This is a genomic window from Nodosilinea nodulosa PCC 7104 (assembly GCF_000309385.1).
In the GTDB taxonomy this organism is placed as follows: domain Bacteria; phylum Cyanobacteriota; class Cyanobacteriia; order Phormidesmidales; family Phormidesmidaceae; genus Nodosilinea; species Nodosilinea nodulosa.
Genome location: NZ_JH976537.1, coordinates 495,015 through 521,222, shown reverse-complemented (window position 1 = coordinate 521,222; position 26,208 = coordinate 495,015). Strand labels below are relative to the sequence as shown.

The window sequence follows — 26,208 nt, the reverse complement described above, 5'->3', positions numbered from 1 at the left end:
AACTTGCCCCAAATTTCTGTCTATTGGGTCAAAAACCCCCTTTATACCCCCATGGGGGATTGCTTTTTTAGGATAATACCTTTCTACTGCTTCTAAGATGTATTAACTTCTTTCTGTTCTGTCTGGAGTCTCCCTGAAGTCAGCGCCATCGTTTCCAATCAAGAGAGGCATGCAATTGTTTGAATATCTCGCTTTTTTGAGAATTTTTTGGGGACAGAAGGGGTTTAAACCTGAAAGCAAATTGGCCATTGATTTATGTTGAGATCTTTTGGATTGCCTGGATCGCCCGTCTCCCTGCTTGAGACCCTGACGGGAACCGGCCAGCCCTGCCTAGCCATGCACATTCCCGACGGCTTTCTCAGCCTGCCGGTGAGCCTGGTGACCTGGGCGATTTCCATCGCTCTGATTGCCCTGGCCCTGAGACAGGTCAAGGTCGACTACCAGGACCGGGCGGTGCCCCTGATGGGGATCTGTGCGGCGTTTATCTTCGCGGCGCAAATGATCAATTTTCCGATTCCGGGGGGCACCTCGGGGCACCTGCTGGGGGGCACCCTGGCCGGGGTGCTGCTGGGTCCCTGGGCTGGCACCCTGGTGATGACGGTAGTCTTTATCGTTCAGGCGGTGCTGTTTCAAGATGGCGGCTTGACGGTGCTGGGGGCAAATATTTTTAACATGGGCCTGGTCGGCACCTTTGGCGGCTACTACCTCTACAAGACCCTGCGATCGGCTCTGGGGTTTAACCGCTGGCGGGGCATGGCGATCGCCGTGGCGATCACGGCCTGGCTCAGTGTTGTCGTAGGCTCCCTTGTGTGCGCCCTGCAGCTGGCCATATCCGGCACTGTGCCGCTAGCCGTGGCCGTCACCGCTATGGTAGGCTGGCACATTTTAATCGGCATTGGTGAAGCACTGATTACCCTGGTGGCCATTAGCTATGTCTGGCGCACCCGTCCAGACCTGCTCTACGATCCTCCCCGGATCGCGGCGCAGAAATATCCGCTGCCCAACTTAGATCCTCGATAACGCCCCGATCGCACAGGAGATTTTGCCCATGAGTTCGACGAAAACCAAGAAAAATATTGCCTTCTGGCTAACCGGACTGGGGAGCGCGCTGCTGATCGCCGCCGTCGTTTCGCCCTTCGCCAGCTCCAACCCGGATGGCCTTGATCGAGTCTCGGAAGACCATGGCTTTGACACGAAGGCGCAGGCCGATCCCCCCTCTCACAAGCTACCGTTTTACTCGGTCTTTGATGAATATGCCCTGCGGGGGGTTCCCAGTGCTGTTGCCACGCCCCTGGCTGGGGTGATTGGCACCCTGGTGGTGTTTGGGCTGGCCTGGGGCACCGGGAAGCTGTTGGTCAGGCCGAGCGGCGTTGAAGGCTCGGGCCTGGGTTCAGAGTCAGACGGAGCGGATCGGGGCTGATGCTGCTGCACATTGGCGGATTTCATCTGGCTGTGGACAGCGATCGCAGCACGCCCTGGCACCGACTGGTGCCCCAGACTCGGTTGCTCTGCGCCCTGGTATTTGTGTTTGCCACGGCGCTGACCCCCACCGGGCACTGGGAGACCTGGGCCTTATATGCCCTGGGGCTGGCGGTGCTGATTGGCCTCAGCCGGGTGTCGCTGCCGGTGCTGCTTTTGCGGGTGGCGCTGGAGGCCGGATTTGTGGGAGTAGTGCTGATTGGCACGCTGTTTCGGCCAGGGGGCACGGTGCTGTGGCAGTGGGGCATGTTGCAGGTCACCACGGAGGGGCTGGCGGTGCTGGGCAGCGTCAGCTTCAAGGCGCTGCTCTGCCTGATCATGCTAAACCTGCTCACCCTGACTACCCCAGTGCCCGAACTGCTCCAGGGGCTCACCCGGTTAAAAATGCCGCCGCTGCTGGTGGCGATTTTGGCCTCCATGTACCGCTATATCGCGGTGCTGGCCGCAGAGTTTAGCACCATGCGGCGGGCGGCGGCCTCCCGCAACCTGACGGCTCGACCCCAGGGGCAGCGTCGGGTCATTGGCAACATGATAGGGGCGCTGTTTGTGCGCTCCTACGTTCGCGGCGATCGCGTCTACCAGGCCATGCTGGCGCGGGGCTACAGTGGCGCAATGCCCACCGCTGCGGCCATTCGCATGGGGCCGCCGGACCGGATTGCCCTGGGCCTGATGGTGGGGCTGGCGGCGATGGGGCAGCTGCTTTGGTTTGGCGTCTAGCCGCCCAGGCGCTCGGCCAGACTAGGGCCGCTGGAGCTGTGCCCCCAGGCATGGTGCTGCATTGTGGCATGGGCGTTAAGGCATGGGCGTTAAGGCATGATAGAGAGTTACCTAGCTGTGGTTGCGAGTCGGATAGTTCTCGGTTTTGGCGGCTGGCCCTGGGCCTCGTCTCCAGCGCTCAAATCGGGGCTGTAGCTTAATCGTTTCACTATTTGTTGCTGACTGTATGCACCACAATCCCATTGCGATTGATGACCTCAGCTATGCCTATGCCGACGGCACCCAGGCCCTCAGCCACATCAATCTGTCCATTGCCGCCGGGGAACGGGTGGCCCTGGTGGGGGCCAACGGCTCCGGCAAATCGACCCTGCTGCTGCACCTCAACGGCATTTTGCTGCCCCAGTCGGGCCGCCTCACCGTGGGCGAATACCCGATGCAGCCCGAGCACCTCCAGGCGATTCGCAATTTTGTCGGGCTGGTGTTTCAGAACCCCGACGACCAGCTGTTTATGCCCACGGTTTGGGAGGACATTACCTTTGGCCCCATGAACCAGGGGGTGCAGGGCAAGGATCTGCACCACCGCTGTCACCACTGTCTGTATGCGGTGGGACTGGACCCCGAACGCTACGCCCAGCGCAGCCCCGAAAATTTGTCCGGCGGCGAGAAGCAGCGGGTGGCGATCGCCGGGGTGCTGGCCATGCAGCCCCAAATTTTGGTCTTTGACGAACCCACCGCCCAGCTCGACCCGCGATCGCGGCGGCAGCTGATCAACCTGCTTCAGCAGATGCCGATGACCCAGCTGATCGCCACCCACGACCTGGATCTGGCTCTGGAGCTGTGCGATCGCACCATTGTGCTGAATCGGGGCGAGCTGGTGCGCCAGGGACCCACCCCTCAAATCCTCGGCGATCAGGCCTTTTTGCAGCAGCACCACCTGGAGCTGCCGCTCAGCTACAGTCGGCCCTACTGCCAGCTCGACCACGCCCCCGTCCAGGCGAAGCCCGCCATGTCTGGGGTTTAAAGAGGCCCAATTGACACAGGTTTAACACCACATCACCACATCCCTTTTCTATAGTTGGAGATATAGCTATAGTCGCGTTGGTTAGGACATACAGATCTCCTATGAACGTTCATAGGAGATCTGTATTAACTAGACTGGCCACGGCTATATCCGACATATTCGTTGAGATGTATCTGACTAGGCCTGTTTTAGCTGTGGCATGGCCAGATTTAGCAATAGAAGCTGAGGGAGGAGCGGGGTGAACAAACTCCTGATTGGCATAGGAGCCTTCGTGGGCTCAATGCTGGGCAGCTACGTTCCGGTGCTCTGGGGCGGCAGCCTGCTGGGGCTGGCGTCGGTATTGTTGGGCACAGTGGGCGGTATCGTGGGGATTATCATGGGCTATCGCCTGTCAAAATTTCTCGGGTTTATCTAGCACAATCGTCTATATCTCGCGCCCCTATGACTGCTGACCCTAAGTTACCGGCTCGCCCTCTGGCCTCGACGATCGCGGCAGTGCTGCTGGTCCTGCTGATGGCGGGGGTGGCACTCCAGGTGGGCATCGGGCTGTGGATCGACGAAAACTGGTTTTCGCACCTGGGCTATGGTCAGGTGTGGCTAATGAGTCGGGCGGCCCCGTGGGGGCTGGGGCTGGGGGTGTTTGGAGCCATGGCCCTGTGGCTGGGGCTCAACCTGCGCCTGGCCTGGCCCCAGGCCAAGCGGCCCTGGCGCGGGCTGCTGGTGGGGCTGACCAGCGGGGCGGTGGCGGCGATCGCCATGGATCACTGGTTTACCTTTCTGGTGGCGCTGTTTCAGCAGCCGGTGGGCACCACCGACCCAATTTTGCAGCACGACATCAGCTTCTATCTGTTTAGCCTGCCGCTGCTGCTCCAGCTTCAGCGGTGGGGTTTCTGGGTGGGGGCCGGTACCGCTGGCCTGGTGGCCCTCTGCTACTGGCTCAGGTTTCGGCGGTTGCTGCCAGCGGCCCAGGGGTTGCTGGTGCAGGGGGCGCAGCGGCACCTGCTGGGGCTGGGGGGTCTGCTGATGCTGTTTCAGGGGCTGGGCCACTGGCTGGACCGCTACACCCTGATGTACTCCAACCGGGGGTCCTTTGCGGGGGCCAACTACACCGATGTGCACGCCCAAATGCCCGCCGACCTGCTGCTGGCGGCCATGGCCTGGGTGGGGGCGGCGGCGCTGTTTTATTTGGCGGCCTTTCGGCCCGCGCTGATCTCCCTCAAGGCCGCCCAGGAGAAGGCCGACTGGCGCTGGGTTCCCTGGCAGGTGACGGCGCTGCTGCTGATTTTTGGCGGCTACGGACTGGCGGCGATCGGGGTGGGGGTGTTCTACCCCGAGCTGGTGCAGCGCATTGCCGTGCTGCCCAATGAGCTGGAGCGCGATCGCCCCTACATCGAGCACAACATTGCCTTTACCCGCGCGGGCTACAACCTCAGCGAGGTGGATGTGCAGCCCTTTCAGGTCAAAGACAACCTCACTCCCGAAAGCCTCACCCGCAACACCGCCACCCTCAAAAACATTCGCCTGTGGGATAACGAACCGCTGCTGGCCGCCTACCGCCAGCTGCAAGAAATTCGCCCCTACTACCAGTTTCCCAGCGTCGATGTCGATCGCTACACCATCGACGGCGACCTGCGCCAGGTCATGCACTCGGCCCGCGAACTCGACTACACCCTGATTCCCGAGCGGGCGCGCACCTGGGTCAACGATCACTTCTTCTACACCCACGGCTACGGCCTGGCCCTCAGTCCGGTGAATGTGGTGACGCGGGTGGGGCTGCCCGACTTCTTTATTCAGGATATTCCGCCCCGGGCCACCAGCCCGGCGGCGGCGGCGGCCTTCCCCATCGACAATCCGGCCATTTACTTTGGCGAGCTCACCGACCTCGATGTGTTTGTCAACACCAACGCCCAGGAGCTGGACTACCCCAAAGAAGAAGCCAACATCTACACCACCTACCAGGGCACGGGCGGGCTGCCCATCGGTGCGCTCTGGCAGCGACTGCTCTACGCCTGGCACTTTGGCGACTGGCAGATTTTGCTCAGCCAGGAGTTTAACCCCGACAGCCGCTTTTTGTTTCGGCGCCAGATCGCCGAGCGGGTGCACACCCTGGCGCCGTTTTTGCGCTACGACCGCGACCCCTACCTGGTGATTGCCGACGGCGGCCTGCACTGGATGATCGACGCCTACACCACCAGCCGCTCCTACCCCTACAGCGAGCCCACCCCGGCGGGCGATCTCAACTACATTCGCAATGCGGTGAAGGTGGTGGTCGATGCCTACAACGGCAGCGTCGACTTTTATCTGGCCGCCCCCGACGACCCCATTATTGAGACCTACCAGCGCATTTACCCCAGCCTGTTTAAGCCCCTGGGGGCGATGTCGGCGGAGCTGCGATCGCACATTCGCTACCCCAACGACCTGTTTGAGGTGCAGACCCAGCAGTACGCCACCTACCACATGAGCGACGCCCAGGTGTTTTACAACAAAGAAGACCTGTGGCAAATTCCCGACCAGATTCGCCAGCTCGCAGGCGCTAGGGGGGAAGGGGGCAGCGAAGCCGGGGTCAACAACTGGCTGTTTAACTCCACCCTGCCCGGTCCCCTGCCCGACTCCCAGGCCATGCCGCCCCACTACCTGATTCTGGAGCTGTCCTCCATCGACGCCACCGCCAACCCCAGCGGCAGCGCCGAGTTTATGCTGCTGTCGGCCTTTACCCCGGTGAACAAGCAAAACCTGATCGCCTGGATGGCGGCCCGCTGCGACGGCGAAGAATACGGCAAGCTGCTGGTCTACCAGTTTTCGCGGGAGAGCCTGGTGTTCGGCCCCCAGCAGGTGGAGGCCCGCATCAGCCAAAACCCAATTATTTCTGAGCAAATTTCCCTGTGGAACCAGCAGGGATCGCGGGTGAACCGGGGCAGCCTGCTGATTATTCCGGTGGAGCAGTCGCTGCTCTACGTGCAGCCCCTGTACCTGGAGGCCGAAAACAGCAAGCTGCCCGAGCTGACCCGCGTTATCATTGCCTACCGTGACCAGGTGGTGATGGAACCCACCCTGGATCAGGCCCTCCAGGCCCTGTTTGCACCGGAGGCCGGGGCCAGGCCGGGGAGTGAATCGGGGAGTGAACCGGAGGGCGCACCAGCGCTGCCTCTGGGCAGCGAACAGGCCCTGTAGCCCGCCGCTGGCCTACGCACCGGGGGTCTGTCAAGAATCTGTCACAGGTCTGCCATAGGTAAGGTCTACACTCATTAGACTCGACGTTATCCAAATCTATCATTCGCGCTATGCCTCAACTTCGCCGCCCGCTTGCTCCGCTGTCTACGATCGCAGCCTGGTCGCCCACAGAAAAGGCCCTGGCCCTCACCTCAGTGCTCACTCTGGTCGGTTTACCGGTGGTGACTACGGCTGCCTGGGCCACCTGGCAAGACAGCCCCAAGGCGGTTTTGGACGAAGCCTGGCAGATCGTCAACGAGAGCTACGTCGATCCAAATTTCAACCAGGTGGACTGGGCCAAGGAGCGCCAGACCCTGCTGGGACAGGAGTATGCCTCTCCCGACGCCGCCTACAAGGCGCTGAAGGACTCGCTGGCAAAGCTGGATGACCCCTACACCCGGTTTATGACCCCGGAGGAGTTTCAGGCGTTTTCGAACCAGACCAGCGGGCAGCTGGTGGGGGTTGGCATTCAGCTCACCCTCGACCCCGATACCCAGGTGCTGACGGTGGTGCAGCCGATCGCCGACTCGCCCGCCATGGCGGCGGATGTGCAGCCAGGCGATCGCATTCTCCAGATCGACGGCACCTCCACCAAAGACATCACCGTTGAAGCCGCCGCCAACAAAATTCGGGGCGAGGCCGGCACGACGGTCGACTTGCAGCTCCAGCGCAACGACGCGGCCCCCTTCACCGTCACCCTCACCCGCGCCCGCATTGACCTGCCGGTGGTGCACTCGGCCCTGCAAGAAACCAACGGCCAGCGCGTCGGCTACATCCGCCTGAGCGAGTTCAATGCCCAATCGGCCGATCAGATGAAGCAGGCGATCGAAAGCCTGAAAAACCAGCAGGTCGATGGTTACGTGCTAGACCTGCGCAACAATCCGGGGGGGATTCTCCAGCAGGCAATCGCGATCGCGCGCATGTGGCTCGACGACGGGGCAATTGTCCGCACCGTAGACCGCGATCTCAACGCCGAGCAGACCACGGCCAACCACACCGCCATCACCGACAAGCCCCTGGTGGTCTTGGTGAACGGCAACTCGGCCAGCGCCAGCGAGGTGCTGACCGGGGCGCTCAAAGACGATCATCGGGCCACGGTGGTGGGTACCCAGACCTTTGGCAAGGCCCTGGTGCAGGCGGTCAACCGCCTCAACGACGGCTCCGGCCTCAACGTCACCATTGCCCACTACTTCACCCCCTCCGGGGCCGACATCAACCACAAGGGCATTACCCCCGACGTGGTGGCCGACTCTTCGGAGGACGCCCAAAAAGAACTGTGGACCCACCCCGATCGCCTGGGCACCGACCAGGATAGCCAGTACGTTACGGCCCTCGACCAGCTCCAGCAGGCGATCGCCGCCAGCGCTCCGTCCCCTCAGGCGGCCCTTCCTACTCCCTAGCAGGGCCGGGGTAAGTCCGGCTTGATTAATCCTGGATTGGGCGGGGGTAAGGCCAAGATCGCGGGGGGCGATCTTGGCCTTACCCAATTCTTCAGAGCGCCGCTATTCGATGCGCCAGACCCTGGCCAGCAGTACGGCAGCGACAATCAGCACCAGGGCCGCCAGCCGAAAGGTCCACATAACCCCCGTGACGATCGCCTCTGCCGAAGCCTGGGTGACCTCGGTAACATTCGTCCCGTAGGCCAGCGTTACCAGCGCAAACACCGTGGCCATCAGCGACAGCCCGGTGGTCTGGCCCAGGGTGCGGGACAGCGACAGCAGCCCCGAGGCAATCCCCAGGCGCTCCGGCGGCGCGGCCCCCATGATGGCGCTGTTGTTGGGCGACTGAAACAGGCCCAGACCGATGCCAAAGGGGGCCACCCGCAGAATGTAGCCCGCATCGGTGAGATCGGTCGTAAACGTGCTGATTAACCAGCAGCCCAGGGTCATACAGGCCAGCCCGGCCAGGCTAATCAGCCGCGACCCCAGCCGGTCAGACAAATAGCCCGACAGGGGCGCAACAAACCCCGCCAGCACCGGAGAAACCGCCAGCAGCAGGCCAACGTGGCGGGGGCGGTAGTCCAGCACCAGCTCTAGGTAAAAGGGCAGAATAAAGATCACCCCGGCAATCACAACGAATACCAGCACGGCGGTCAGCAGACTGAGGCTGAAGGGGCGGTTGCGAAATAGCGATAAATCCAGCAGCGGGTTGGCCAGGCGGTTCTCCAGCCAGAGAAACCCCACCAGCCCCGCCAGCGCCACCGCCAGCAGCCCCAAGGGGAGCGCCTGATTAAAGCCGACATCCTGCCCCTCAGTCATGCCCAGGGAAAAGGCCACCAGCACGAGGGTCAGCAGCAGCGCCCCCCACCAGTCGAACCCCTGGCGCGCGGAGGGCAGGCTGACGTTGGGCAGACTGCGGGCCACCACCAGGCTGGCAAAGATTCCCACCGGCAGGTTGACCCAAAAAATGGTGCGCCAGCCCGACCAGTCCAGCAGCAGGCCCCCCACCGTCGGCCCCAGGGCAATGCCCAACGACACCACCGCCCCGATAATGCCCAGAGCCCGACCGCGCTCGCTGCGGGGAAACACCTCGGTAATAATCGCCGCGCCCAGGGCCGAAATCATCACCGCCCCGGCCCCCTGCATGGCCCGAAAGGCAATCAGCCAGCCCACCGACGGCGACAGCCCGCAGAGCGCAGAGCTGATCGTAAACACCGCCAGACCGCCCAGGTAGAGGGGTTTTTTGCCAATCATGTCGCCCCAGCGGGCGGCCCCCAGCACCAGGGCATTGATCACCAGCAGGTAGCTGAGCACCACCCACTGCACGGTGCTGAACTGGGTATCAAACACCTTGACCAGGGTGGGCAGCGCCACGTTGACAATGCTGGTATCCAAGGTGAACATCAGCACCCCTAGACCAATGCCCAACATCACCCACCACTTAGCCGCTGCTTCAGGTTTTCGGGTCTCGGGCAGTTTGGATGACGTCATGGGTTGCTCTGTCTCCTCAACGGGCCGCACGGCATTTTTAGGCTAGAGCTATTTAACTCTAGTCGCCCAATATTCACCTCTGGTAAAAGGGTGATGTTTGGGTTGAGGCCAGAACCGCTGGCTAGCTACCCACAGACGCTGCCCTGGCTACATTTGCCGACCTTCCGTATCCACCAGGGTGCGAATGTCTCCGAGGGCACTTTCCGGGATGATGCCCTCGGAGACCAGTTTTTCAAACACTTCCTCTTCGCTAATGTGGGCGGCGTGGTTGGCCACCTGGGTTTGCAGGGCGATCGCCAGTTCGTGGCGATTGGTGCCGATCACCGAGATCTGCTCGAAGGCCCACTCGCTTCGGTTCTGATAGAACTGAATACAGTCGCCAGCGATGATGGGTTCAACCGCCTGCTCCGCCTCCAGGTGCTGAATGCGCTGGGCCACCTTACGCGCAACATAGGCGTTGGCGGCGTGGTACTCGTAGCGAACCATAGCTCGATGGTGACGATACCTGCGGCACCACTGGCGCCCCGCAGAAAAACGCTGTAGCTGCTTCACCGCAAAGTGCTCCAGGGGCGTCTCAGCCGACCACATGGGAGGAATTTTAGGCGGAATACTGTTGGCTAGCACGTCGTCGCGCTTTGATTCCACCAGCAGGTTCAGCTTGCGCAGAACCGCCTCTGACAGCAGCCCCTGGTCATAGAGATCGCGATAGGCCTGCTGCTCAATCTCCAGACCCTGTAACCAAAAAATCTGCCGCCCCAGACCTGGATTTTCCTTCAGCTCGGTCCAGATCAGAGTAACCTCATCTTCGGCCTTGATCAAGGCCTGCTGGTAGTCCTGCCGCAGCTTTTGAATCACCGTTTCGTCAAATAGGCCCACCGCCTCCAGCTTGTGCAAGTATCGCAACACCTCGCGCTTGGCCAGTACCATCGCCTGGGCCTTGCCGAGGGATTCTAGAACGGGAGGCTCATCGAGCTTGAGGTAGTGGATTACCCGACCTGTGGTCGTACCGCTGACCACAATGGTAAATAGGGCCACCCCCAGGGTCATGGCAATAATCAGCTCTCGGTTGGGGTAGCTAGTGGGCAGGCTGAGGGCCAGGGCCAAAGCTACGGCACCGCGCAAACCACCCCAGAAGGTCACCACCTGGTAGCGCCAGCCAATCGGCTCTGACTTGCGCTGCAAACGGTTGGAGATCGGCGTGAGGCCAAACACCACCACCGCCCGCGCCAAAATCGCCATCACAATGGCCCAGCCCACCGACCACCAGAGACTGGTATTACTGGCCTGGAGCTGAAAGATAAAGCCTGCGGTCGTAATGCCCACCAGCAGAAAAATGAGGCTATTGGCGATAAAGGCGGCGTACTCCCAAAACTCGTGCAGGTAGCGGCGCACGTCTGGGCTGAGGTTTTGGTCTGCATAACGCCCCACTACGAGGCCCGCCATCATCACCGAGATTACCCCTGAAACGTGGAAGAAGTAGTTGGCGGCAATGAAGGCAGCGTAGGCCACAATCACCGTGACGGTGGTTTGAATGAGCTGGTTTTGACGGGCCTGGGCAATGGAATAGCCCATGAGGGTAGCGATCGCCGCCCCCACCACCAGGCCGCCTCCCAGCACCACAAATACATTCACCGAGGCGTGCTCTACGGTATCGACGCCAAACTCCCGAGACGCCACGGCCGCCAGCACCAGGTCAAACAGAACGATGGCGGTGGCGTCGTTGAGCATGCTTTCGCCTTCCACCAGCATCGTCAACCGCTTGGGCACGCCGAAGTCTTTGAACAGGGCGATGACCGCCACCGGGTCTGTGGCCGAAATCAGGGCTCCAAACAGGAGGGCGCCCCCTAGCGACAGGGGGGTGAGCCAGGCCAAACTGCCGCCCACAATCAGCGCAGAGACAAGTAACCCCGGTCCTGCCAAAATCAGAGCCGGGGTCAGCGTTCTCAACAGTACTCGGTTGTCCAGATTGATAGCCGATTCAAAGATCAGCGGTGGCACAAAGATGTAAAGAATCAGGTCGGGAGAGAGGGTTAAAACATTGAAGGCTTCAAAGGGAAGCCCGGATTGCGTTAGCAGGCCCAGACCCAACCCGATAATCACTAACCCAATGGTGTAGGGAAAATTAAGTCGCTTCAGGGTGACCGCTCCCAGACAGGCTACCAGCAGCAGCACTAGGATTTCTATCTGGGCAGTTAGAAGCGGGTTATGTAGGCTGTCCATTGACTCATTGCAATTTATTAATAATGTATCGTAACGACGGCTGTAGCGGAGTGGCGAATGTAACGTAGTGCGATTCGCCTCAGCGTCGGGGAAAATCCCATGAGAAAAGCCAGGAATACTCCTGGCCGCTCACAGAGATGTGTGTTTGCATGACTTTGCATGACACTCCCCGAGTTTGGGGTAAAGCCATGTCGGATCTGTGTCAAAGCTGTGACATTTTGCAACATTACCTCACCTAGCTATTTCTTGCCCTTTGCTCGGATACTCATAGGAAGATATCGCTGGCGCTGCCGACTTTACTATGCAAGCAATCAACAAACTGCCCCGCTGGCTGGTGTGGGAAATTGCTCTCCCGCTGACGCTTTTGAACGGCTGGCTGCTGTACAGGGTCTTTCAACTGTTTCAAACGCCGATTACCATCGTGATTACGGCGACTCTGCTGTCTTTTTTGCTCAACTACCCGATCGCGCAGCTTGAGCGGCGGGGCCTGGGTCGCGGGATTGGCATTGCCCTCATCTTGCTGGTAGCCGCTGGCCTGCTGGGGCTGCTAGGAATGACGCTGTTTCCCCTGTTAATTCAGCAGCTGGGGGACCTGGCGGCGCGCCTGCCCGGCTGGCTAGACTCGGGCAGCCAGCAGTTCCAGGCCCTCGATGTCTGGCTGGCGGCCCGCCACATTCCCCTCGACATCACCGCCCTGGTGGCGCGACTGGCTCAGATTTTGCCCGACGAGCTGGTGCAGCTGCCCGACCAGACCCTGGAGGTGATTCTGGGGGTGGCCGATCGCCTGGTGGAGGTGCTGATCACCGGGGTCTTGACCTTCTATCTGCTGCTCCACGGCGATGGGTTTTGGAACGGCCTGCTGCGCTGGCTGCCGGGGGAGATGGGGCCGATGGTGCGCCGGGCGTTTCAGGAGCAGTTTAGGAACTATTTTGTTGGGCAGGCCACTGTCGCCCTGCTGATGGCCGTGATTCTGACGGTTCTGTTCCTGCTGCTTCAGATTCCCTACTGGCTGGTATTTGGCCTGGGCATCGGCCTGCTGGCGCTGGTTCCCTTTGGCGACACAGTGGGGATTTTAGCCGCCACGGTGGTGGTGAGCTTTAAGAGTATTGTGCTGGGCGGCGAGGTGCTGGTGGTTTCGCTGCTGACCGACCAGCTAATTGACAACGCCATTGCCCCAAAAATTCTCAGCAATTTAATTGGCCTCAACCCCGTCTGGATTTTAATTACCCTGCTGCTGGGGGCCCAGCTGGGGGGCCTGCTGGGGCTGCTGCTGGCGGTGCCCCTGGCCGGTTCGCTCAAGCGCCTCTGCGATGAGTTTGCCCCCGCGATCGCCGAAGTTGCCGAGATTGCCGAGGTTGCCGACCTGCCTCAGCTGCCCTAGGGCGTGTCATCAATTCTGGCTAAAATCCTGATTCCACCAGCCTTGTCACGCCCGACCCCAAAAACAGGCTAGGGGCTGTCATCAATTAGTTGCTGATGGGCCAACAATCAACGGTTACAGCCCCTAGCCCGCCTCGGTAAACTGAACCCGATAGATGCGGTTGTTGGCCTCCTCGGTAAACAGCAGGCTGCCGTCGGGCAGCACCAGCAGCCCCACCGGGCGGCCCCAGGTGGTGGGGCCGCTGGGGTCGGTCAAAAAGCCGGTCAAAAAATCTTCGTAGTAGCCCTGAGGCCGCCCAGCGGCGTCGAAGGGGATAAACACCAGCTTGTAGCCGGTGCCCTGGCTGCGGTTCCAGGAGCCGCGAAAGGCGACAAAGGCCCCGTTGCGGTATTTCTCAGGGAAGCTGTCGCCGGTGTAGAAGCGCAGCCCCAGGGCCGCCGAGTGGGCCTGAAATAAAACGTCGGGGGTTTGGGTTTGGGCGGCCAAGTCGGGCTTTTTGCTGCGACTCCCGGAGGGATCGCTTTGCGAATTGCCCTGGAGCTGGCGGGGATCCAGGCGATCGGGCGACAAATAGGCGTAGGGCCAGCCAAAGAACTCCCCCGACTGAATGCGGGTGAAGTAGTCGGGCACCAGGTCATCACCAAGGCCGTCGCGCTCGTTCACCGTGGCGTAGAGGTCGGCGGTGACGGGGTTAAAATCTAGCCCCACCGGATTGCGCAGGCCGGAGGCAAAGGTGGTTTGCCCCGAGCCATCGAGATTCATCACCTGCACCGAGGCGCGGGGCAGGGGTTCCTCGTCGGCATTCGACTGGGAGCCGATGGACACGTAGAGCTTACTCTGGTCGGGGGCGATCGCCACGTTGCGGGTCCAGTGCTGGCGGTAGCCGTTGCCGGGCAGTTGGGCGATCGCCTGCCCCACCCCTGTCAACGCCCCCTGCCCGGCTTTGTAGGGAAACCGCAGCACCGCATCGGTATTGCCCAGAAAAAAAGCGCTGTCGCTGAAGGCCATGCCAAAGGGAATCTTCAGGCCGTTACCGGCATCGGCGAAAGTAGACATCTGGTCGGCCACCCCGTTGCCATCGCTGTCTCGCAGGCGGCGAATCCGGTTTTGGCGGGTTTCGGTCACCAGCACATCGCCCTCGGGGGTGAGGGCCAGCCAGCGGGGGGCATCTAGCCCCTCGGCAAACACGTTGACCTTAAAGCCAGGGGGCACCGCCAGGGTTGGCTGGCTGGGCACTGCCACCACCTGGGGCGACTTTGAGGCGCTGGTGCTGGCGTAGGGCTGGGGCAGATCGGCCAGGGAAACCTCGATCGGCGAGGGTTGCAGCGGCGTGGTTGCAATCAGGCTGTCGGCGGGTGCCGTTGCCCTGGGGGCAGGCTCTGCCTGGACCACGGGCGGAGCCACAGGGGCGGGGGACGGGGCAGGCAGATCGGCGGCGGCACAGGCTACCACCCCCAGGCAGCTGCCCAGGGTCAGGGCGATGCCAAGACGGCTGTTCATAGCAGGAGGGGAACGCGACTCCTTACACGATAAAAGTCTTTTCCCTGGTTGGCATCGCACCCGGGGTTGTATAGCAATAGTCACGTTGGTTAGGACATCCAGAAACCCCATAAACGCTCAAACGTTTGAACGTTCATAGGAGACCTGTCTTAACCAGACTGGCCACAGCTATATCGCCAGAGTCAGAGAGGTTAGGCCAGGCTTGGGGCATGGGTCACGGCTACCGAAATCGCCGCTCGCGGCGGGCCAGGCAGAACGCCCTCACCGATCTGGCCGTGGCTACAGCTGGCAAAATTTTCCCCGGACGTTGAAGCCCAGATAAACCTCAGTTGGCCCCTCAGGCCCAGGGGGCACACTAATTCTGTAATTCTGTTCGTTTGCTATTGGTTTACCGATGCTAAAAGTTGCTGTAGGGCATAGCAATGATCCCGATTCTCAAGAAGCCATCGATGAGATTTTAGACCAGTGTCGGGCCGAGCTGGGGGAGCATCAGCCCCAGGCGGGGATACTGTTTGCGGCCGTTGATTTTGACCACAAACTGATCTTGCAGCAGATCGATCGCGCGTTTCCTGGGCTAGATCTGATCGGCGGCACCACCGACGGCGAGCTCTCTTCGGTGCTTGAATTTCAGCAAGATTCCCTCACTCTGATGCTGTTTAGCTCCGACGATATCGAAATTCGAGCCGGGGTGGGGCGACAGATTTCTCGCAGCCCAGTTGACATTGCCCATCAGGCGGTAGAGGCCGTTCAACAGCAGCTTACTCAACCCGTTCAGCTGTGCATTGCCATTCCCGAAAGCTTGACCACCAGCATGGTGTCCATTCTGCGGGGAATAGAGGCGGCCATTGGCTCGATACCGGTATTTGGCGGTGCTACCGCTGACCAGTGGCAGTACAAGTGCACCCATCAGTTCTTTAGAACTGATGTGCTGAGCGACGCCGTTCCGTTTCTGCTATTTGCGGGCAATCTGGCCTTCTCTTACGGGGTAGCGGGCGGCTGGTACCCAATCGGCAGGCGCAGTCAGATCACCAGAGCCGAGAAGAACATTATTTACGAAATTGACCACAAACCAGCGCTGGAGCTGTATCGGCACTATTTCGACGGCTCTGACCCCGGTGACATCCATCCTCTGGCGGTGTTTCCCCCCGGTGAAAGCCGGTTTTTTCTGCGCGGGGCACTGGACTACGATGCTGAGTCGGGCACCATTACGGTGTCAGGGGATGTGCCGGAGGAGGCCACGGTCCAATTTACCGATGCGTCCATGGAAGATGTGGTGGCCGCATCGCAACAGGCCTTTGCTGAAGCCCTCAACCAGTATCCCGGCGGGCACCCCGACGCGGCTCTGTTTTTCTCGTGCGCCTGGCGACGGCAAATTTTAGGCACCCGCGCCAATGAAGAATATCAGGCCATCACCCGATCGCTCAAGCATGCCCTACTCAGCTGTGGCTTCTATACCTACGGCGAAATTGCGCCCCTGCGGGATGACGGCAAAACGTTTTTTCACAACACAACGTTTGTCACGCTGCTGATGGGTAGCCAATCATGAGCCGCCCGCCTGAGGACTACGACCTTGAGATCAAGCAGCTCGCCAAGCAGATTCGCATTCTCCGTAAGCAGCTGGAGCGCTCTGAAAAAGACCGCGCCAAGCTCGAAGACACCAACCGCATCAAGGAATCGCTGCTGAAGCGGGTGATCTGTGAATTGCAGGATTCCCAGAGCGTGCTGGAGCGCAAAAGCCTCGATTTAGAGCAGGCCGTAACCAAGCTGACCACCATGCAGTCGGAGCTGGTGGAAGCGGAGAAAATGGCCGCCCTGGGCGGTCTGGTGGCCGGGGTAGCCCACGAGATCAACACCCCCGTGGGCATCAGCATTACCATGGCCTCGACCCTGATGGATGAGACCCAACTGCTGCTAAAGGCCCTAGAAGCTGGGCCGCTGCGGCGATCGCTCCTAAATCACTACCTGCAGGTAGCCGAGGAAAGCGCCAGCCTGATTTTGAGCAATCTAAATCGGGCCGGGGAACTGGTGCAGAGCTTCAAGCAGGTGGCCGTCGATCAGGTGGCTTCGGAAAGACGCCGATTTGCCGTCAAGCCCTACCTGGAAGAAATCGCCGTCAGCCTCTCTCCACAGCTCAAGTACACCGCCCATCGGCTGACGGTAACCGGGAATGACACAATTGTGTTGAATAATTACCCTGGAGCCTTTGCCCAGGTGGTAACCAATCTGGTCACTAACTCCCTTACCCACGCCTATCCGCCTCAGGCCCAGGGGCATTTGCAGTTCGATGTCCAGCAGTGCGGCGACCAGGTGGTGGTGCAGTACAGCGACGACGGCTGCGGCATTCCAGAGGCAGTTTTAAGCAGGGTCTTTGACCCCTTTTTTACCACTGCCCGCGATCGCGGCGGCACCGGGCTAGGGCTGCACATCGCCTACAACCTGGTCACCCAGAAGATGCAGGGTCAGATTGATGTCCGCAGCCAAGTCGGCGAGGGCACGCAGTTTATCCTAACCATTCCGCTCTACCTGACGGGATTTTCCAGTTCTCAAGATCCTGAAAATTAAACTCGTTACTTAATGCTGATATGGCTAGCCCAATCCATGACGAAGACCTGGTTGAATTTGAGGAGGACGAGAGCGGTAGCGACGGCTTGCGTTCAACTCAGCACCGCCTGGATGCTCCTGCCTGCGCATCGGACAGCTGGAAAATCGTCATCGTCGACGATGAACCCGACGTTCACCGGGCCACTCAGCTAGCCCTGCAAAGGTTTCAATTTGAGGGGAAACCGCTCCTTTTTTTCTCAGCCTATTCGGGGGAACAGGGCAAACAGTTGATCACCTCTCTGCACGCCGACGCGGCGCTGATTTTGCTAGATGTGGTGATGGAAACCCAGGATGCTGGCCTGAAAATGGTTCAGTACATTCGCCACGAGCTAAAGAATCAGGCTGTCCGGATCATTCTGCGCACTGGGCATCCCGGTGAGGCACCGGAAGAGTCGGTAATTTTAGACTACGACATCAACGACTATAAGCTAAAGGTCGATCTGACCCGCCAGCGCCTGCTAACTACGGTGGTTTCTGCCCTGCGGTCTTACCGAGATGTGATGACCATTGAGCAGCAGCGGGCTGAACTCACGCAGGTTCTGGAGCAGTTGCAGCATACCCAGGTCAAGCTGGAAAGCTATATGCATACTCTGGAAGTGATGGTAGCCCAGCGAACTGCGGAGCTATGCGAAGCAAATAAAGAACTGCACCGGCTGGCCACGCTAGACGGCCTGACTCGGGTGGCCAACCGTCACCGCTTTGACGAATATTGGCAACAGCAGTGGCCTCTCTTGAGCCAGCAGCGGCAGCCCCTAGCGCTCATTTTAATAGATGTGGATTTTTTCAAGCAGTACAACGACTACTACGGCCATTTAGCTGGCGATAAATGCCTACAGAAAATTGCCCGCTGCCTGGAAGGCACCCTTAAGCGCCCTACGGATTTGATGGCTCGCTATGGCGGAGAAGAGTTTGTTGCGCTGCTGCCTTACACCAATCTAAAGGGGGCTACCCAACTGGCCCAGAGCATTTTAGCCGCGATCGCGCGGTTGAACCTGCCCCACGCTCGCTCTGGCATCGGCGATCGCATTACCGTTAGCCTGGGGGTTGCCCATCTGGTACCCGAGGACGATCTTTCTTTTACCACCCTCATGATCAGTGCTGACAAGGCGCTTTACCAGGCCAAACGGGAGGGGCGCAATCGCTTTTGCGTCTTTGAACCCGTCCTTGGGGGCGAGGCCGAAGGCGGCTATCTCCAGAGCTAGGCTTAAAGCCCCGGACCGCCTCTGGCCCCCGGCTCTGCCCAAGGTTGGGCCGAGATGGCGGCGGTTTGCAGTTGGAAGGGGTCGCCAGCCCCAGTCCCCAGGGCGCATCGGCGAAATCATGCGAGTCCCCACTGGATATGTCATGGTTGACCTTTAGCGCAGGTCCCCATCGCTGCTTTCCCATGGCCAAAAACACCCCAGGCAACCCGATCGCCGTCCCCGCTGCCCCCGCCTTTTTGCCCAGCTTTCTGAAGCTGGCGGCGGCCAACATCATCTCAAACCTGATGGTGCCCCTGGCGGGCCTGGTGGATACGGCCTTTCTGGGTCACCTGGATGATATTCGCTACCTGGGCGGAGTGGCCCTGGCCACAGTCATTTTTAACGTGGTGTACTGGAGCTTCGGCTTTTTGCGCATGGGCACTACCGGCACCACGGCCCAGGCGCGGGGGCGCGGCGACAGCGCAGGCCTGTGGCTGATTCTGCTGCGCAATGGCGCGATCGCCCTCGGCTTTGGCCTGACTATTTTGCTGCTGCAAACCCCGATTCGCGAGCTGGGCTTTACCCTGCTCACCGCCGAGCCAGACGTGAGAGCGGCGGGCATCGCCTTCTACAACGCCCGCATTTGGGACGCCCCGGCGGTGCTGCTGAACCTGGTGCTGATGGGCTGGTTTTTGGGCCGCGAAAAGGGGCGGCGGGTGATTGCGCTGTCGATGGTAGGCAACGGCAGCAACGTGGTGTTTGACTACGTTTTTATCAATCTGCTGGGCTGGGCCAGCGCCGGGGCGGGCCTGGCGACGGCCCTCAGCCAGTACATGACGCTGCTGGTTGGTCTGACCTTGCTGGCCAGAGAAGGGGGCTTTGGGCGGCTCTGGGCGGTGCTGCCCCAGGGGTGGAACCCCCAGGCGATCAGGGGATTGTTTTTACTCAACCGCGACATTCTCGTGCGCACCTTTGCCCTGGTGCTGAGTTTTGCCCTGTTTACCAACTTTAGCTCCGCCCTGGGCACCCAAACCCTGGCGGCCAACACGCTGCTGCTGCAGGTGGTGACGCTATCGGCCTACTTCATCGACGGCATTGCCTTTGCGACGGAGAGCTTCGCGGGGCGGTATTTTGGCAGCGGCGAGCGCACCGATCTCCGTCGTTTACTACAGGTGGGCGGCGGCAGCAGCGTTGCCCTGGGGCTAAGCTTCGCCCTGGCCTTTGTGCTGTTTCCTCAACCGCTGTTTGGGGTGCTCACCGGCCACCGGGATGTGATTGCCATAGTGCAAACCTACGTGGGCTGGCTGATTCCGGTGCTGGGGTTGGGGGCGATCGCCTACATGCTCGACGGCTACTTTCTCGGTCTCACAGCGGGCAAAGTGCTGCGCAACGCCACGGTGCTGGCGGCGGGGGTCGGCTTCTTGCCCCTGGCGCTGGTGGCTCAGTCCGTAGGCAGTGCCCACCTGCTGTGGCTGGCCCTGGTAGGCCTGATGGCTGCTCGCGCCCTGACCCTGGCCTGGGCGGTGCCCAAATCCCTGCGTTGACTGTGGTCTGTGGTCTTCCTACTTGTTCCTACCACTTTCCTAGAAACGTTAGGTACAACTAATAGCTATAGCGAGAACTCCATCCGCATTTGAGCATTCAGTTCTAACTCGGATGCTATTTAGATATATCCAAATTGTAGGGGTATAACTTGACAGCGCGTGACACCCTGCAATGCCCCTACGAGATCCCCGATTTGAATCAGGGCTGCTCAAATCGGCTTGCCTATCAATCATGTATTCTGTCGGGGCATAGCCTACTCTGACCCTATTCCTCAGCCAGGTTTGCTATGGCAAAAAAAGACGATTACATTGCCGAGATCTACGCCATCGACAGGGCCAACAATGCCTACATGATTGAGGCGGCCCTAGATCGCTACACAGATATTTTTAGCGAATGGGACCCGGCCCCCTTTAAGCGGCGAGAGATAGATCCAGACTTACAGCTTTATCTAGAAGGCAGCGCCGACGAAATTCCCTCTAAATACCTGATTGAGTTTTGTTTTACCCTGCCCCCCGGCAGCCGCGACGACGCGATGGAGCAGCAGGTGAGAGAAGGGCTGAGAAACAGCGTTGACTTTAAACTCTACCTGCTCAGAAAAGAAATTAAGCTAATTAATACCCGCACCCTTCGCTACGTTTTAGCTGGTTTGGGCACGCTCCTGGTAGCAAGATTTTTAGCTGAACCTGCCGAACGAAATGCGGTGACGTCTGTATTGACGGAGGGGCTGTTTATTGGCGGCTGGGTATTTTTGTGGGAGGCGGTTTCGCTGTTCTTTTTCTCAAATCGAGATCTGTTCGATCGCTACAATCTCTACCGCCGCTTTCGGCGATCGCAGGTGATTTTCAAAGAAGCTGAACCACGGGCGGATGGGCTGTAGGGGCACAAACCTTGCGCCCGGTGCAGGGTCTGTAGCATCAGAAACCTAGCTCGATAGGAGAGGGCAAACGCCATTTCCCCCCCTTAGATGTCTTGATTAAATGTCCTGATTAGATGTCCTGATTAGATGTCCTGATTCCATCGGGGTGCGGCTGCGATGTTAGCTGCGGTTGGCCACCGAGCTGCGCTGGCTGAGAATGGCCTGGTGGGCCTGCTCCCAGTGGTGGGCGGCGATGCGAATCTGGCTGGGGTCGGTCATCCTCTGGGCGCGGTACTCGCGCACGGCTTCGAGGGCAGCCTGGTTGCTGAGCAGGGCCAGGTCAGCGCCATTCCAGCCGTCGGTGTGGTTAGCCCAGTGATTGAGGTCCACGGCATCGAGGGGGCGATCGCTGTTGTGCACCTGCAAGATCGCCAGCCGTCCGGCGGCATCGGGCAGGCCAATCTCCAGCTGCAAATCAATTCGGCCAGCGCGCAGAATGGCGGGGTCGAGGGCGCTGGGGCGGTTGGTGGCACCAATCAGCAGCACGTTGGGGCAGCCCTGGAGGCCGTCCAGCTCGGTGAGCAGCTGCCCGACGACGCGATCGCTGACGCCAGAATCTCCCGCATACTGACCCCGCGCGGGCACCAGGGTGTCGATCTCATCGATGAACACCACGCAGGGGGCGGCCTGACGGGCCTTGGCAAACAGCTCGCGCACCGCCTGCTCGGCGGCACCGACCCAGCGGCTCAGCAACTCGGGGCCGTTGACGGCGATGAAGTTGGCCCGGGCCTGGGCGGCAACGGCCTTAGCCAGCAGGGTTTTGCCGGTGCCGGGCGGCCCCCACAGCAGCAGCCCGCGCGGCGCTTTGGCCCCGGTTTGGGCGTAGAGGTCGGGGTAGAGCAGCGCCCCTTCGACCGATTCTTGCAGGGTTTGCTTGACGCTCTCCAGGCCGCCGATGTCGTCCCAGGCGATCGCGGGCGACTCCACCTCCACCGATCGCAGCACCGAGGGCTTGATCTCCTTAATCGCCTGGAGAAAGTCGTCGTGGGTCAGGGTCATGGTGTCGGGCACCGGACCAGAGAGATCCGGCACCTGACGGCGCAGGGCAAAGTAGGCGGCCTTTTGGCAGAGAGCCTTGAGGTCGGCCCCCACCATGCCGACGGATAGATCGGCGATCGCATCGAGATCCACCCCATGCAGCGGCATATCGCGGGTTTGGATCTGCAAAATCTCCAGGCGACCAGGGCGATCGGGCACGCGAAACTGCACCTCGCGATCAAACCGACCGGGGCGGCGCAGGGCGGGGTCGATGTGGTCGGGCCGGTTGGTGGCGGCCAGCACAATCACGCCCCTGGTCTGGGCAAAGCCATCCATCAGCCCCAGCAGGGTGGCGACCAGGCGCTTTTCCACTTCCCCCTCGACCTTACTGCGATCGGGGGCAAGGCTGTCGATCTCGTCGATAAACACCAGGCAGGGGGCGGCTTTTTTGGCCTTCTCAAAGATCGCCCGCAGCCGCTGCTCGGCCTCGCCGTAGTACTTGCCCATTACCTCGGGGCCGACGATGGCAATGTAGTTGACGCCCAGGTCTTCGGCCAGCGATCGGGCCGTCAGGGTTTTGCCGGTGCCGGGAGGGCCGACCAGCAGCACGCCGCGAGTCGGCTCCAGGCCCAGCTTGGCCAGCACGTCGGGCCGCTTGAGAGGAATTTCCACCAGTTCGCGCAGCTCTTGCAGGGTGGCGGAGAGGCCGCCGACATCGGTCATGGTGGGGTGGTGGGGTTGAGAGGGGGAGGAGGATGAGGAGGGTGAGGGAGGTGGGGAAGGTTGGGGAGAGGGGGAGGGGGAACCGTCGCTGGTGGGGGGTGGGGTGATGATGACTTCTTCGACGGCGGGGTCACTGCCGAACCCGGCCGCGGGGGCGTTGCGGTCCATGCGGCTGACGCCCATATTGGGAATGTTGCCCTGGCGGGGAATGCTGCTGAGGCCTCGGGCATTGACCTGCACATTGGTTTTTAGCTCGCCGTTTTCGGCTTTTTCTTCCAGGGTTTTGGCCAGTTCGAGCAGTTGCTCAAAGCCTTTAAAGAAGTCATTCATGGGCAGTACTCTGATAACGGCTGGGGGCCGACAGCAACGGTAAGAAGAACCTGAGGATTCCCCAGGCCTAGGGTTCACTATCGGCAGCCGAAACCACGGCGCCCGCCTTCAGCTGTTATAAAAATTGAGGAATGGCCATTGCCCTAGCCCAGCCGCAGGGCGCTGTAGCCTCCCAAAAACAGCAGCCAGGCCATCACAACTAGCCAGTGCATGGTCGCCACCACCCACCAAGACCCCGACTGCCAGTAGGCGATGGTGCAGATCAGGCCCAGCAGGGCGGCCGACAGCAGAAACACCGGGTTGGTAAAGGTGGCAAAGGCCATGGGATAAAGGGTCATAGCATTGAGGGGATGCATGACCACAAACAGCCCCAGAATGGGTAGGCCCATGCGCCAGCGCTTGCGATCGCTCATAATTTCCGTTGGGTGGGGCAGCAGCAGCACCCGCCAAAACCCCTCTTCGAGCAGGGCGGGCACCAGCAGCACCCGCACCGCCAGCAGCAGCCCTTCGCCCCAGGTGACATTGGCCAGGGTGGGTGAGAGAAAGTGGCTGCCCAACCCCAGCGGAACAACGACCAGCCCCAGCGCCGCCGTTAACCCGGCCGCCAGCAGCCAGTCGCGGGGCTGGGGCCGAGTGGTGGCCGCCTGCCGCAGGCGATGGAGAGTGAGCCTGAGAGCAATGTAGGCGCGAAGGCGAAGGTATTGCAAGGTCAAGATGCTGGGGTAGCGGTGAGTAAAAACCCCCGGCGGCCCTCGGTGGAGTTGGCCGCAGTGAGCTAATTTCGGTTTCGGTTTCGGTTTAGATTAAAAAGGCGCGCTTTGCCCTTAGGAATAGTTTCATAGTAAACAGATCGCCCGCAGGATGGTCGCCATGAAGCATGCCGACAGCCGTACTTTGGCTCACCTAGCCCCTCTCCTAGCGCAGGTGCGCCAGCGAATGCCGCCTCTAAAGGAAAAGGGTGCCGGAAAGTTTTATCTCAAATCGGCAGCATTTTTGCACTTCCACGACGATCCCACCGGCCTTTTTGCGGACCTAAAGGTGCAGGGTGACTGGCAACGGTATCCGGTTAACCATGCCGCCGACTATGCCACCCTCCTGCAAGCCCTAGATCGGCAGCTGCCGCCTTTTTTTGCCCACGATGCCAAGCATGGCCCGACGCTGAGCTAGCTGTGGCTGGCCAACACGGGCAATCTGTAACGCTGGCTAACCTGCCAAAAGCCCAGCACCCTGGTGCGGAAGTTTAGAAACCATTCCTGCAAGCTAGGGAGCAGGGCAGCTAGGGAGCCAAGCGCGCCAAAACGGTGGGGATATTTCAGCCTTCAAGTCCTAGGCGGCAGTGACGTCCAAAACTGGAGCGCAGGCGATGGCCCAAACCTGCTGTATTGGCTGTGCCATGACCAAATTGGCCACGGCGATAAACTAGGGGAAAGCCTGTTTTAAGCGCGACTAAAGATGGGGGCATGTTGACAATAATTTAGAAGGTTGATGTCAGACTCAGTACTTTATAGACAGAGACTCTATAGACAGAGCGCACAAGCGCTTTAGCGAGGGCGGCCTGCTGATGTTGGGCAGGGGAAGCTCTCTACGGCTAAACTCTTCGGATCTCCATGCCTTTGTCCGCTGAATCGCACCATTCACCTGAGCTAGAGCCTGACCGGGGAGACCAATCCGGGGCAGATGCTGGCGCAGAAATGGCGACCTCTTCTACGCTGGCCCCGCCCTGGAAAACGCTGTTTGAGGCGGCCCTTGATGCCATGCTGATTGCCAACAACGACGGGGTCTACGTAGAGGTGAATGCGGCGGCCTGCGGGCTGCTAGACCTGCCCCGATCGGCCCTGCTGGGGCGGCGAGTAGCCGATTTTTTGCCGCCTGATACCAATTTTGAGGCGGTCTGGCAGGCCTTTATGGCCGCAGGACAGGCGCGGGGCGAGCAGCAGTTGCGGCTCCCCAGCGGCGGCGTGAAAACGGTGGAATTTGCGGCGACGGCCCATATTTACCCCAACCACCACCTGTCTATTTTGCGGGATATTACCGATCGCAAGCGCACCGAGGCCGAGCGCGATGCGCTATCGCGACAGCTGGAGCAGTGGGTCATCAGCAGCGCTGAAAAATTGCAGCGCACCGAAGCTGAGCTGCGATCGCAGCAGCAGCGCATTGACGACATTCTCAATTCCCTGGAGTGCGTCGTGTGGTCGGTTCACCCCGAAACCCTGGAGACGATTTACGTCAATGCCGCCGTCCAGGAACTCTACGGCTATTCTCCGGCGGCCTTTGTGGCCAGCGCGGAACTCTGGTTTAGCTGCATTCACCCCGACGACGTGCCGCTGCTGAACGCCGACATCAAAGCTCTGCAGGAGGATGTCAAGATCGACCGGGAATATCGCATCTTTCGGGCTGACGGCACCCTGCGCTGGGTGCGGGGTCAGGCCCGTTTGGTGCGCGACAAGGCGGGTCGGCCCCTTCGCATTGACGGCACTACGGTGGATATCAGCGAGAGCGCGCGGCTCGACGCCGAACGCAAGCAGGCCGAGCTAAAGCTCAAAGAACACCAGGCTACCCAGCAGCTCATCTTAGATGCCATCCCCGATCTGATGATGCGCGTCAACCGCGAGGGGCGTATTCTCAACCTGATTTCCGGGGGCGAAATTACCCTCTACAGCCCCATCATTCCAGAGCAGTATCGGTTTATCTACGAGGGGTTTCCCCACGATTTGGCCGAGCAGCGCATGCACTACATCCAGCAGGCCCTCGACACCGGCAGGCCGCAGCGCTACGAGCACGCTCTGGAGCTAAATGGTCAGCTGTGCCACGAGGAGTCTCGGGTCGTCCCCATTGACGAGACCGAGGTGCTGGTGATTGTGCGCGATATTACCGATCGCAAGCGGGCCGAAGCGACCCAGGCCGACCTCAACCAAAAGCTCAAGCTGGTCAACGCCGAACTGAACCGCCTGGCCACCATAGACGGTCTGACCGAAATACCCAACCGGCGCAGTTTTGACCAGGCCCTAGACCTGGAGTGGCAGCGGGCCCGACGCCAGCAGAAGTTTCTGTCGCTGATTCTGTGCGATATTGACTGCTTTAAGCCCTACAACGACAACTACGGCCACCTGGCTGGCGACGACTGCCTGCGCCAGGTGGCCCAGGTGCTCAATGGGGTGGTGCAGCGGCCCGGCGACCTGGCCGCTCGCTACGGCGGTGAAGAATTTGTGCTGCTGCTGCCCGACACCGCCCTCGATGGGGCCATTGAGATTGTGGAAAAAATTCAGGCGGCGATCGCCCAGTGCCGCTTGCCCCACGCCTTCTCCGCCGTGGCTCCGAACATCACCCTGAGCTTTGGCGTGGTGTGCCATCGCCCTGCGGTCAAGGAGCATTCTCCCCGAGAGCTGATTCACCGGGCCGATTTAGCCCTTTACCAGGCCAAGGCTCGCGGCCGCAACGGCTACGTGGTGGCAGATAGCGGCGACTAGTCGCTGGCG

At 60.5% G+C, this 26,208-nt stretch carries 20 protein-coding genes; 15 read left to right on the top strand and 5 right to left on the bottom strand.

The features are described 5' to 3' along the window. Nucleotides 1-336 precede the first annotated feature (336 nt). From cbiM to ctpB, 7 genes are all read left to right on the top strand, one after another. Nucleotides 337-1,020, top strand: coding sequence for a cobalt transporter CbiM (cbiM, locus tag LEPTO7104_RS0102175; RefSeq protein ID WP_051158555.1), 684 nt, complete (start codon nucleotides 337-339; stop codon nucleotides 1,018-1,020). A 28-nt stretch (nucleotides 1,021-1,048) separates the two neighbouring features. After that, nucleotides 1,049-1,420, top strand: a complete 372-nt coding sequence (locus LEPTO7104_RS0102170; protein ID WP_017296906.1) for a PDGLE domain-containing protein — start codon at nucleotides 1,049-1,051, stop codon at nucleotides 1,418-1,420. Nucleotides 1,421-1,422: 2 nt separating this feature from the next. Next, a complete protein-coding gene (cbiQ, locus tag LEPTO7104_RS0102165; RefSeq protein ID WP_422879844.1) occupies nucleotides 1,423-2,196 on the top strand; it encodes a cobalt ECF transporter T component CbiQ in 774 nt (257 codons plus the stop codon). A 226-nt stretch (nucleotides 2,197-2,422) separates the two neighbouring features. Next, the gene (locus tag LEPTO7104_RS0102160) at nucleotides 2,423-3,217 is read left to right on the top strand and encodes an energy-coupling factor ABC transporter ATP-binding protein (RefSeq protein ID WP_017296904.1); all 795 of its coding nucleotides are present in this window, start codon (nucleotides 2,423-2,425) and stop codon (nucleotides 3,215-3,217) included. Between the two features lie 238 nt (nucleotides 3,218-3,455). Next, nucleotides 3,456-3,632, top strand: coding sequence for a hypothetical protein (locus LEPTO7104_RS39820; protein WP_017296903.1), 177 nt, complete (start codon nucleotides 3,456-3,458; stop codon nucleotides 3,630-3,632). A 26-nt stretch (nucleotides 3,633-3,658) separates the two neighbouring features. After that, entirely contained in the window at nucleotides 3,659-6,388 is a 2,730-nt protein-coding gene (locus tag LEPTO7104_RS0102150; protein ID WP_017296902.1) for a UPF0182 family membrane protein, read from the top strand. Between the two features lie 110 nt (nucleotides 6,389-6,498). Further along, a complete protein-coding gene (ctpB, locus tag LEPTO7104_RS0102145) occupies nucleotides 6,499-7,827 on the top strand; it encodes a carboxyl-terminal processing protease CtpB (protein ID WP_017296901.1) in 1,329 nt (442 codons plus the stop codon). 102 nt (nucleotides 7,828-7,929) lie between these two features. Here the strand turns inward: ctpB and LEPTO7104_RS0102140 are convergent, their stop codons facing one another. Beyond that, on the bottom strand, nucleotides 7,930-9,357 hold the full coding sequence (locus LEPTO7104_RS0102140; RefSeq protein WP_040695240.1) for an MFS transporter: 1,428 nt from the start codon (nucleotides 9,355-9,357) through the stop codon (nucleotides 7,930-7,932). Nucleotides 9,358-9,504: 147 nt separating this feature from the next. Continuing rightward, complete coding sequence (locus tag LEPTO7104_RS0102135) at nucleotides 9,505-11,577, bottom strand: cation:proton antiporter (protein ID WP_051158467.1); 2,073 nt, start codon at nucleotides 11,575-11,577, stop codon at nucleotides 9,505-9,507. A 301-nt stretch (nucleotides 11,578-11,878) separates the two neighbouring features. Here LEPTO7104_RS0102135 and LEPTO7104_RS0102130 point away from each other — a divergent pair, with 301 nt between their 5' ends. Next, nucleotides 11,879-12,958, top strand: coding sequence for an AI-2E family transporter (locus tag LEPTO7104_RS0102130; protein WP_017296898.1), 1,080 nt, complete (start codon nucleotides 11,879-11,881; stop codon nucleotides 12,956-12,958). 123 nt (nucleotides 12,959-13,081) lie between these two features. Here LEPTO7104_RS0102130 and LEPTO7104_RS0102125 read toward each other — a convergent pair whose 3' ends face one another. Beyond that, complete coding sequence (locus LEPTO7104_RS0102125) at nucleotides 13,082-14,458, bottom strand: PQQ-dependent sugar dehydrogenase (RefSeq protein ID WP_017296897.1); 1,377 nt, start codon at nucleotides 14,456-14,458, stop codon at nucleotides 13,082-13,084. Nucleotides 14,459-14,852: 394 nt separating this feature from the next. Here LEPTO7104_RS0102125 and LEPTO7104_RS0102120 point away from each other — a divergent pair, with 394 nt between their 5' ends. From LEPTO7104_RS0102120 to LEPTO7104_RS0102100, 5 genes are all read left to right on the top strand, one after another. Then, nucleotides 14,853-16,004, top strand: a complete 1,152-nt coding sequence (locus LEPTO7104_RS0102120) for an FIST signal transduction protein (protein WP_017296896.1) — start codon at nucleotides 14,853-14,855, stop codon at nucleotides 16,002-16,004. Further along, a complete protein-coding gene (locus LEPTO7104_RS0102115; RefSeq protein ID WP_017296895.1) occupies nucleotides 16,001-17,020 on the top strand; it encodes a sensor histidine kinase in 1,020 nt (339 codons plus the stop codon). The genes LEPTO7104_RS0102120 and LEPTO7104_RS0102115 overlap by 4 nt, the downstream gene beginning before the upstream one ends. Nucleotides 17,021-17,040: 20 nt before the next feature. Continuing rightward, nucleotides 17,041-18,261: a diguanylate cyclase domain-containing protein gene (locus LEPTO7104_RS0102110; RefSeq protein WP_017296894.1), complete on the top strand. Its 1,221-nt coding sequence runs from the start codon at nucleotides 17,041-17,043 to the stop codon at nucleotides 18,259-18,261. A 182-nt stretch (nucleotides 18,262-18,443) separates the two neighbouring features. Beyond that, a complete protein-coding gene (gene gntT / locus LEPTO7104_RS0102105; protein ID WP_017296893.1) occupies nucleotides 18,444-19,784 on the top strand; it encodes a guanitoxin biosynthesis MATE family efflux transporter GntT in 1,341 nt (446 codons plus the stop codon). Nucleotides 19,785-20,071: 287 nt separating this feature from the next. Further along, nucleotides 20,072-20,662 (top strand): hypothetical protein, encoded by a 591-nt coding sequence (locus LEPTO7104_RS0102100; RefSeq protein WP_017296892.1) that lies wholly within the window; start codon nucleotides 20,072-20,074, stop codon nucleotides 20,660-20,662. Between the two features lie 159 nt (nucleotides 20,663-20,821). On the opposite strand, the gene LEPTO7104_RS0102095 is transcribed toward LEPTO7104_RS0102100, so the two are convergent. Both LEPTO7104_RS0102095 and LEPTO7104_RS0102090 read right to left on the bottom strand, forming a co-directional pair. Then, nucleotides 20,822-22,732, bottom strand: coding sequence for an AAA family ATPase (locus LEPTO7104_RS0102095; protein ID WP_017296891.1), 1,911 nt, complete (start codon nucleotides 22,730-22,732; stop codon nucleotides 20,822-20,824). Nucleotides 22,733-22,875: 143 nt separating this feature from the next. Then, nucleotides 22,876-23,439 carry a CPBP family glutamic-type intramembrane protease gene (locus tag LEPTO7104_RS0102090; RefSeq protein WP_026072295.1) on the bottom strand — a complete coding sequence of 188 codons (564 nt, stop codon included), beginning with the start codon at nucleotides 23,437-23,439 and terminating at the stop codon, nucleotides 22,876-22,878. 163 nt (nucleotides 23,440-23,602) lie between these two features. Here LEPTO7104_RS0102090 and LEPTO7104_RS32410 point away from each other — a divergent pair, with 163 nt between their 5' ends. Together LEPTO7104_RS32410 and LEPTO7104_RS36575 are read left to right on the top strand one after the other, a co-directional pair. Further along, nucleotides 23,603-23,899 carry a hypothetical protein gene (locus tag LEPTO7104_RS32410; protein WP_051158553.1) on the top strand — a complete coding sequence of 99 codons (297 nt, stop codon included), beginning with the start codon at nucleotides 23,603-23,605 and terminating at the stop codon, nucleotides 23,897-23,899. Nucleotides 23,900-24,423: 524 nt separating this feature from the next. Further along, entirely contained in the window at nucleotides 24,424-26,199 is a 1,776-nt protein-coding gene (locus LEPTO7104_RS36575; RefSeq protein ID WP_017296888.1) for a sensor domain-containing diguanylate cyclase, read from the top strand. Nucleotides 26,200-26,208 lie beyond the last annotated feature (9 nt).

Bases quoted from the DNA above. Each gene is read 5' to 3' on its own strand.
- cbiM (WP_051158555.1), top strand. From the start codon at position 337: ATGCACATTCCCGACGGCTTTCTCAGCCTGCCGGTGAGCCTGGTGACC.
- LEPTO7104_RS0102170 (WP_017296906.1), top strand. From the start codon at position 1,049: ATGAGTTCGACGAAAACCAAGAAAAATATTGCCTTCTGGCTAACCGGA.
- LEPTO7104_RS0102160 (WP_017296904.1), top strand. From the start codon at position 2,423: ATGCACCACAATCCCATTGCGATTGATGACCTCAGCTATGCCTATGCC.
- LEPTO7104_RS0102150 (WP_017296902.1), top strand. From the start codon at position 3,659: ATGACTGCTGACCCTAAGTTACCGGCTCGCCCTCTGGCCTCGACGATC.
- ctpB (WP_017296901.1), top strand. From the start codon at position 6,499: ATGCCTCAACTTCGCCGCCCGCTTGCTCCGCTGTCTACGATCGCAGCC.
- LEPTO7104_RS0102140 (WP_040695240.1), bottom strand. From the start codon at position 9,357: ATGACGTCATCCAAACTGCCCGAGACCCGAAAACCTGAAGCAGCGGCT.
- LEPTO7104_RS0102135 (WP_051158467.1), bottom strand. From the start codon at position 11,577: ATGGACAGCCTACATAACCCGCTTCTAACTGCCCAGATAGAAATCCTA.
- LEPTO7104_RS0102130 (WP_017296898.1), top strand. From the start codon at position 11,879: ATGCAAGCAATCAACAAACTGCCCCGCTGGCTGGTGTGGGAAATTGCT.
- LEPTO7104_RS0102125 (WP_017296897.1), bottom strand. From the start codon at position 14,458: ATGAACAGCCGTCTTGGCATCGCCCTGACCCTGGGCAGCTGCCTGGGG.
- LEPTO7104_RS0102120 (WP_017296896.1), top strand. From the start codon at position 14,853: ATGCTAAAAGTTGCTGTAGGGCATAGCAATGATCCCGATTCTCAAGAA.
- LEPTO7104_RS0102115 (WP_017296895.1), top strand. From the start codon at position 16,001: ATGAGCCGCCCGCCTGAGGACTACGACCTTGAGATCAAGCAGCTCGCC.
- LEPTO7104_RS0102110 (WP_017296894.1), top strand. From the start codon at position 17,041: ATGGCTAGCCCAATCCATGACGAAGACCTGGTTGAATTTGAGGAGGAC.
- gntT (WP_017296893.1), top strand. From the start codon at position 18,444: ATGGCCAAAAACACCCCAGGCAACCCGATCGCCGTCCCCGCTGCCCCC.
- LEPTO7104_RS0102100 (WP_017296892.1), top strand. From the start codon at position 20,072: ATGGCAAAAAAAGACGATTACATTGCCGAGATCTACGCCATCGACAGG.
- LEPTO7104_RS0102095 (WP_017296891.1), bottom strand. From the start codon at position 22,732: ATGAATGACTTCTTTAAAGGCTTTGAGCAACTGCTCGAACTGGCCAAA.
- LEPTO7104_RS32410 (WP_051158553.1), top strand. From the start codon at position 23,603: ATGAAGCATGCCGACAGCCGTACTTTGGCTCACCTAGCCCCTCTCCTA.
- LEPTO7104_RS36575 (WP_017296888.1), top strand. From the start codon at position 24,424: ATGGCGACCTCTTCTACGCTGGCCCCGCCCTGGAAAACGCTGTTTGAG.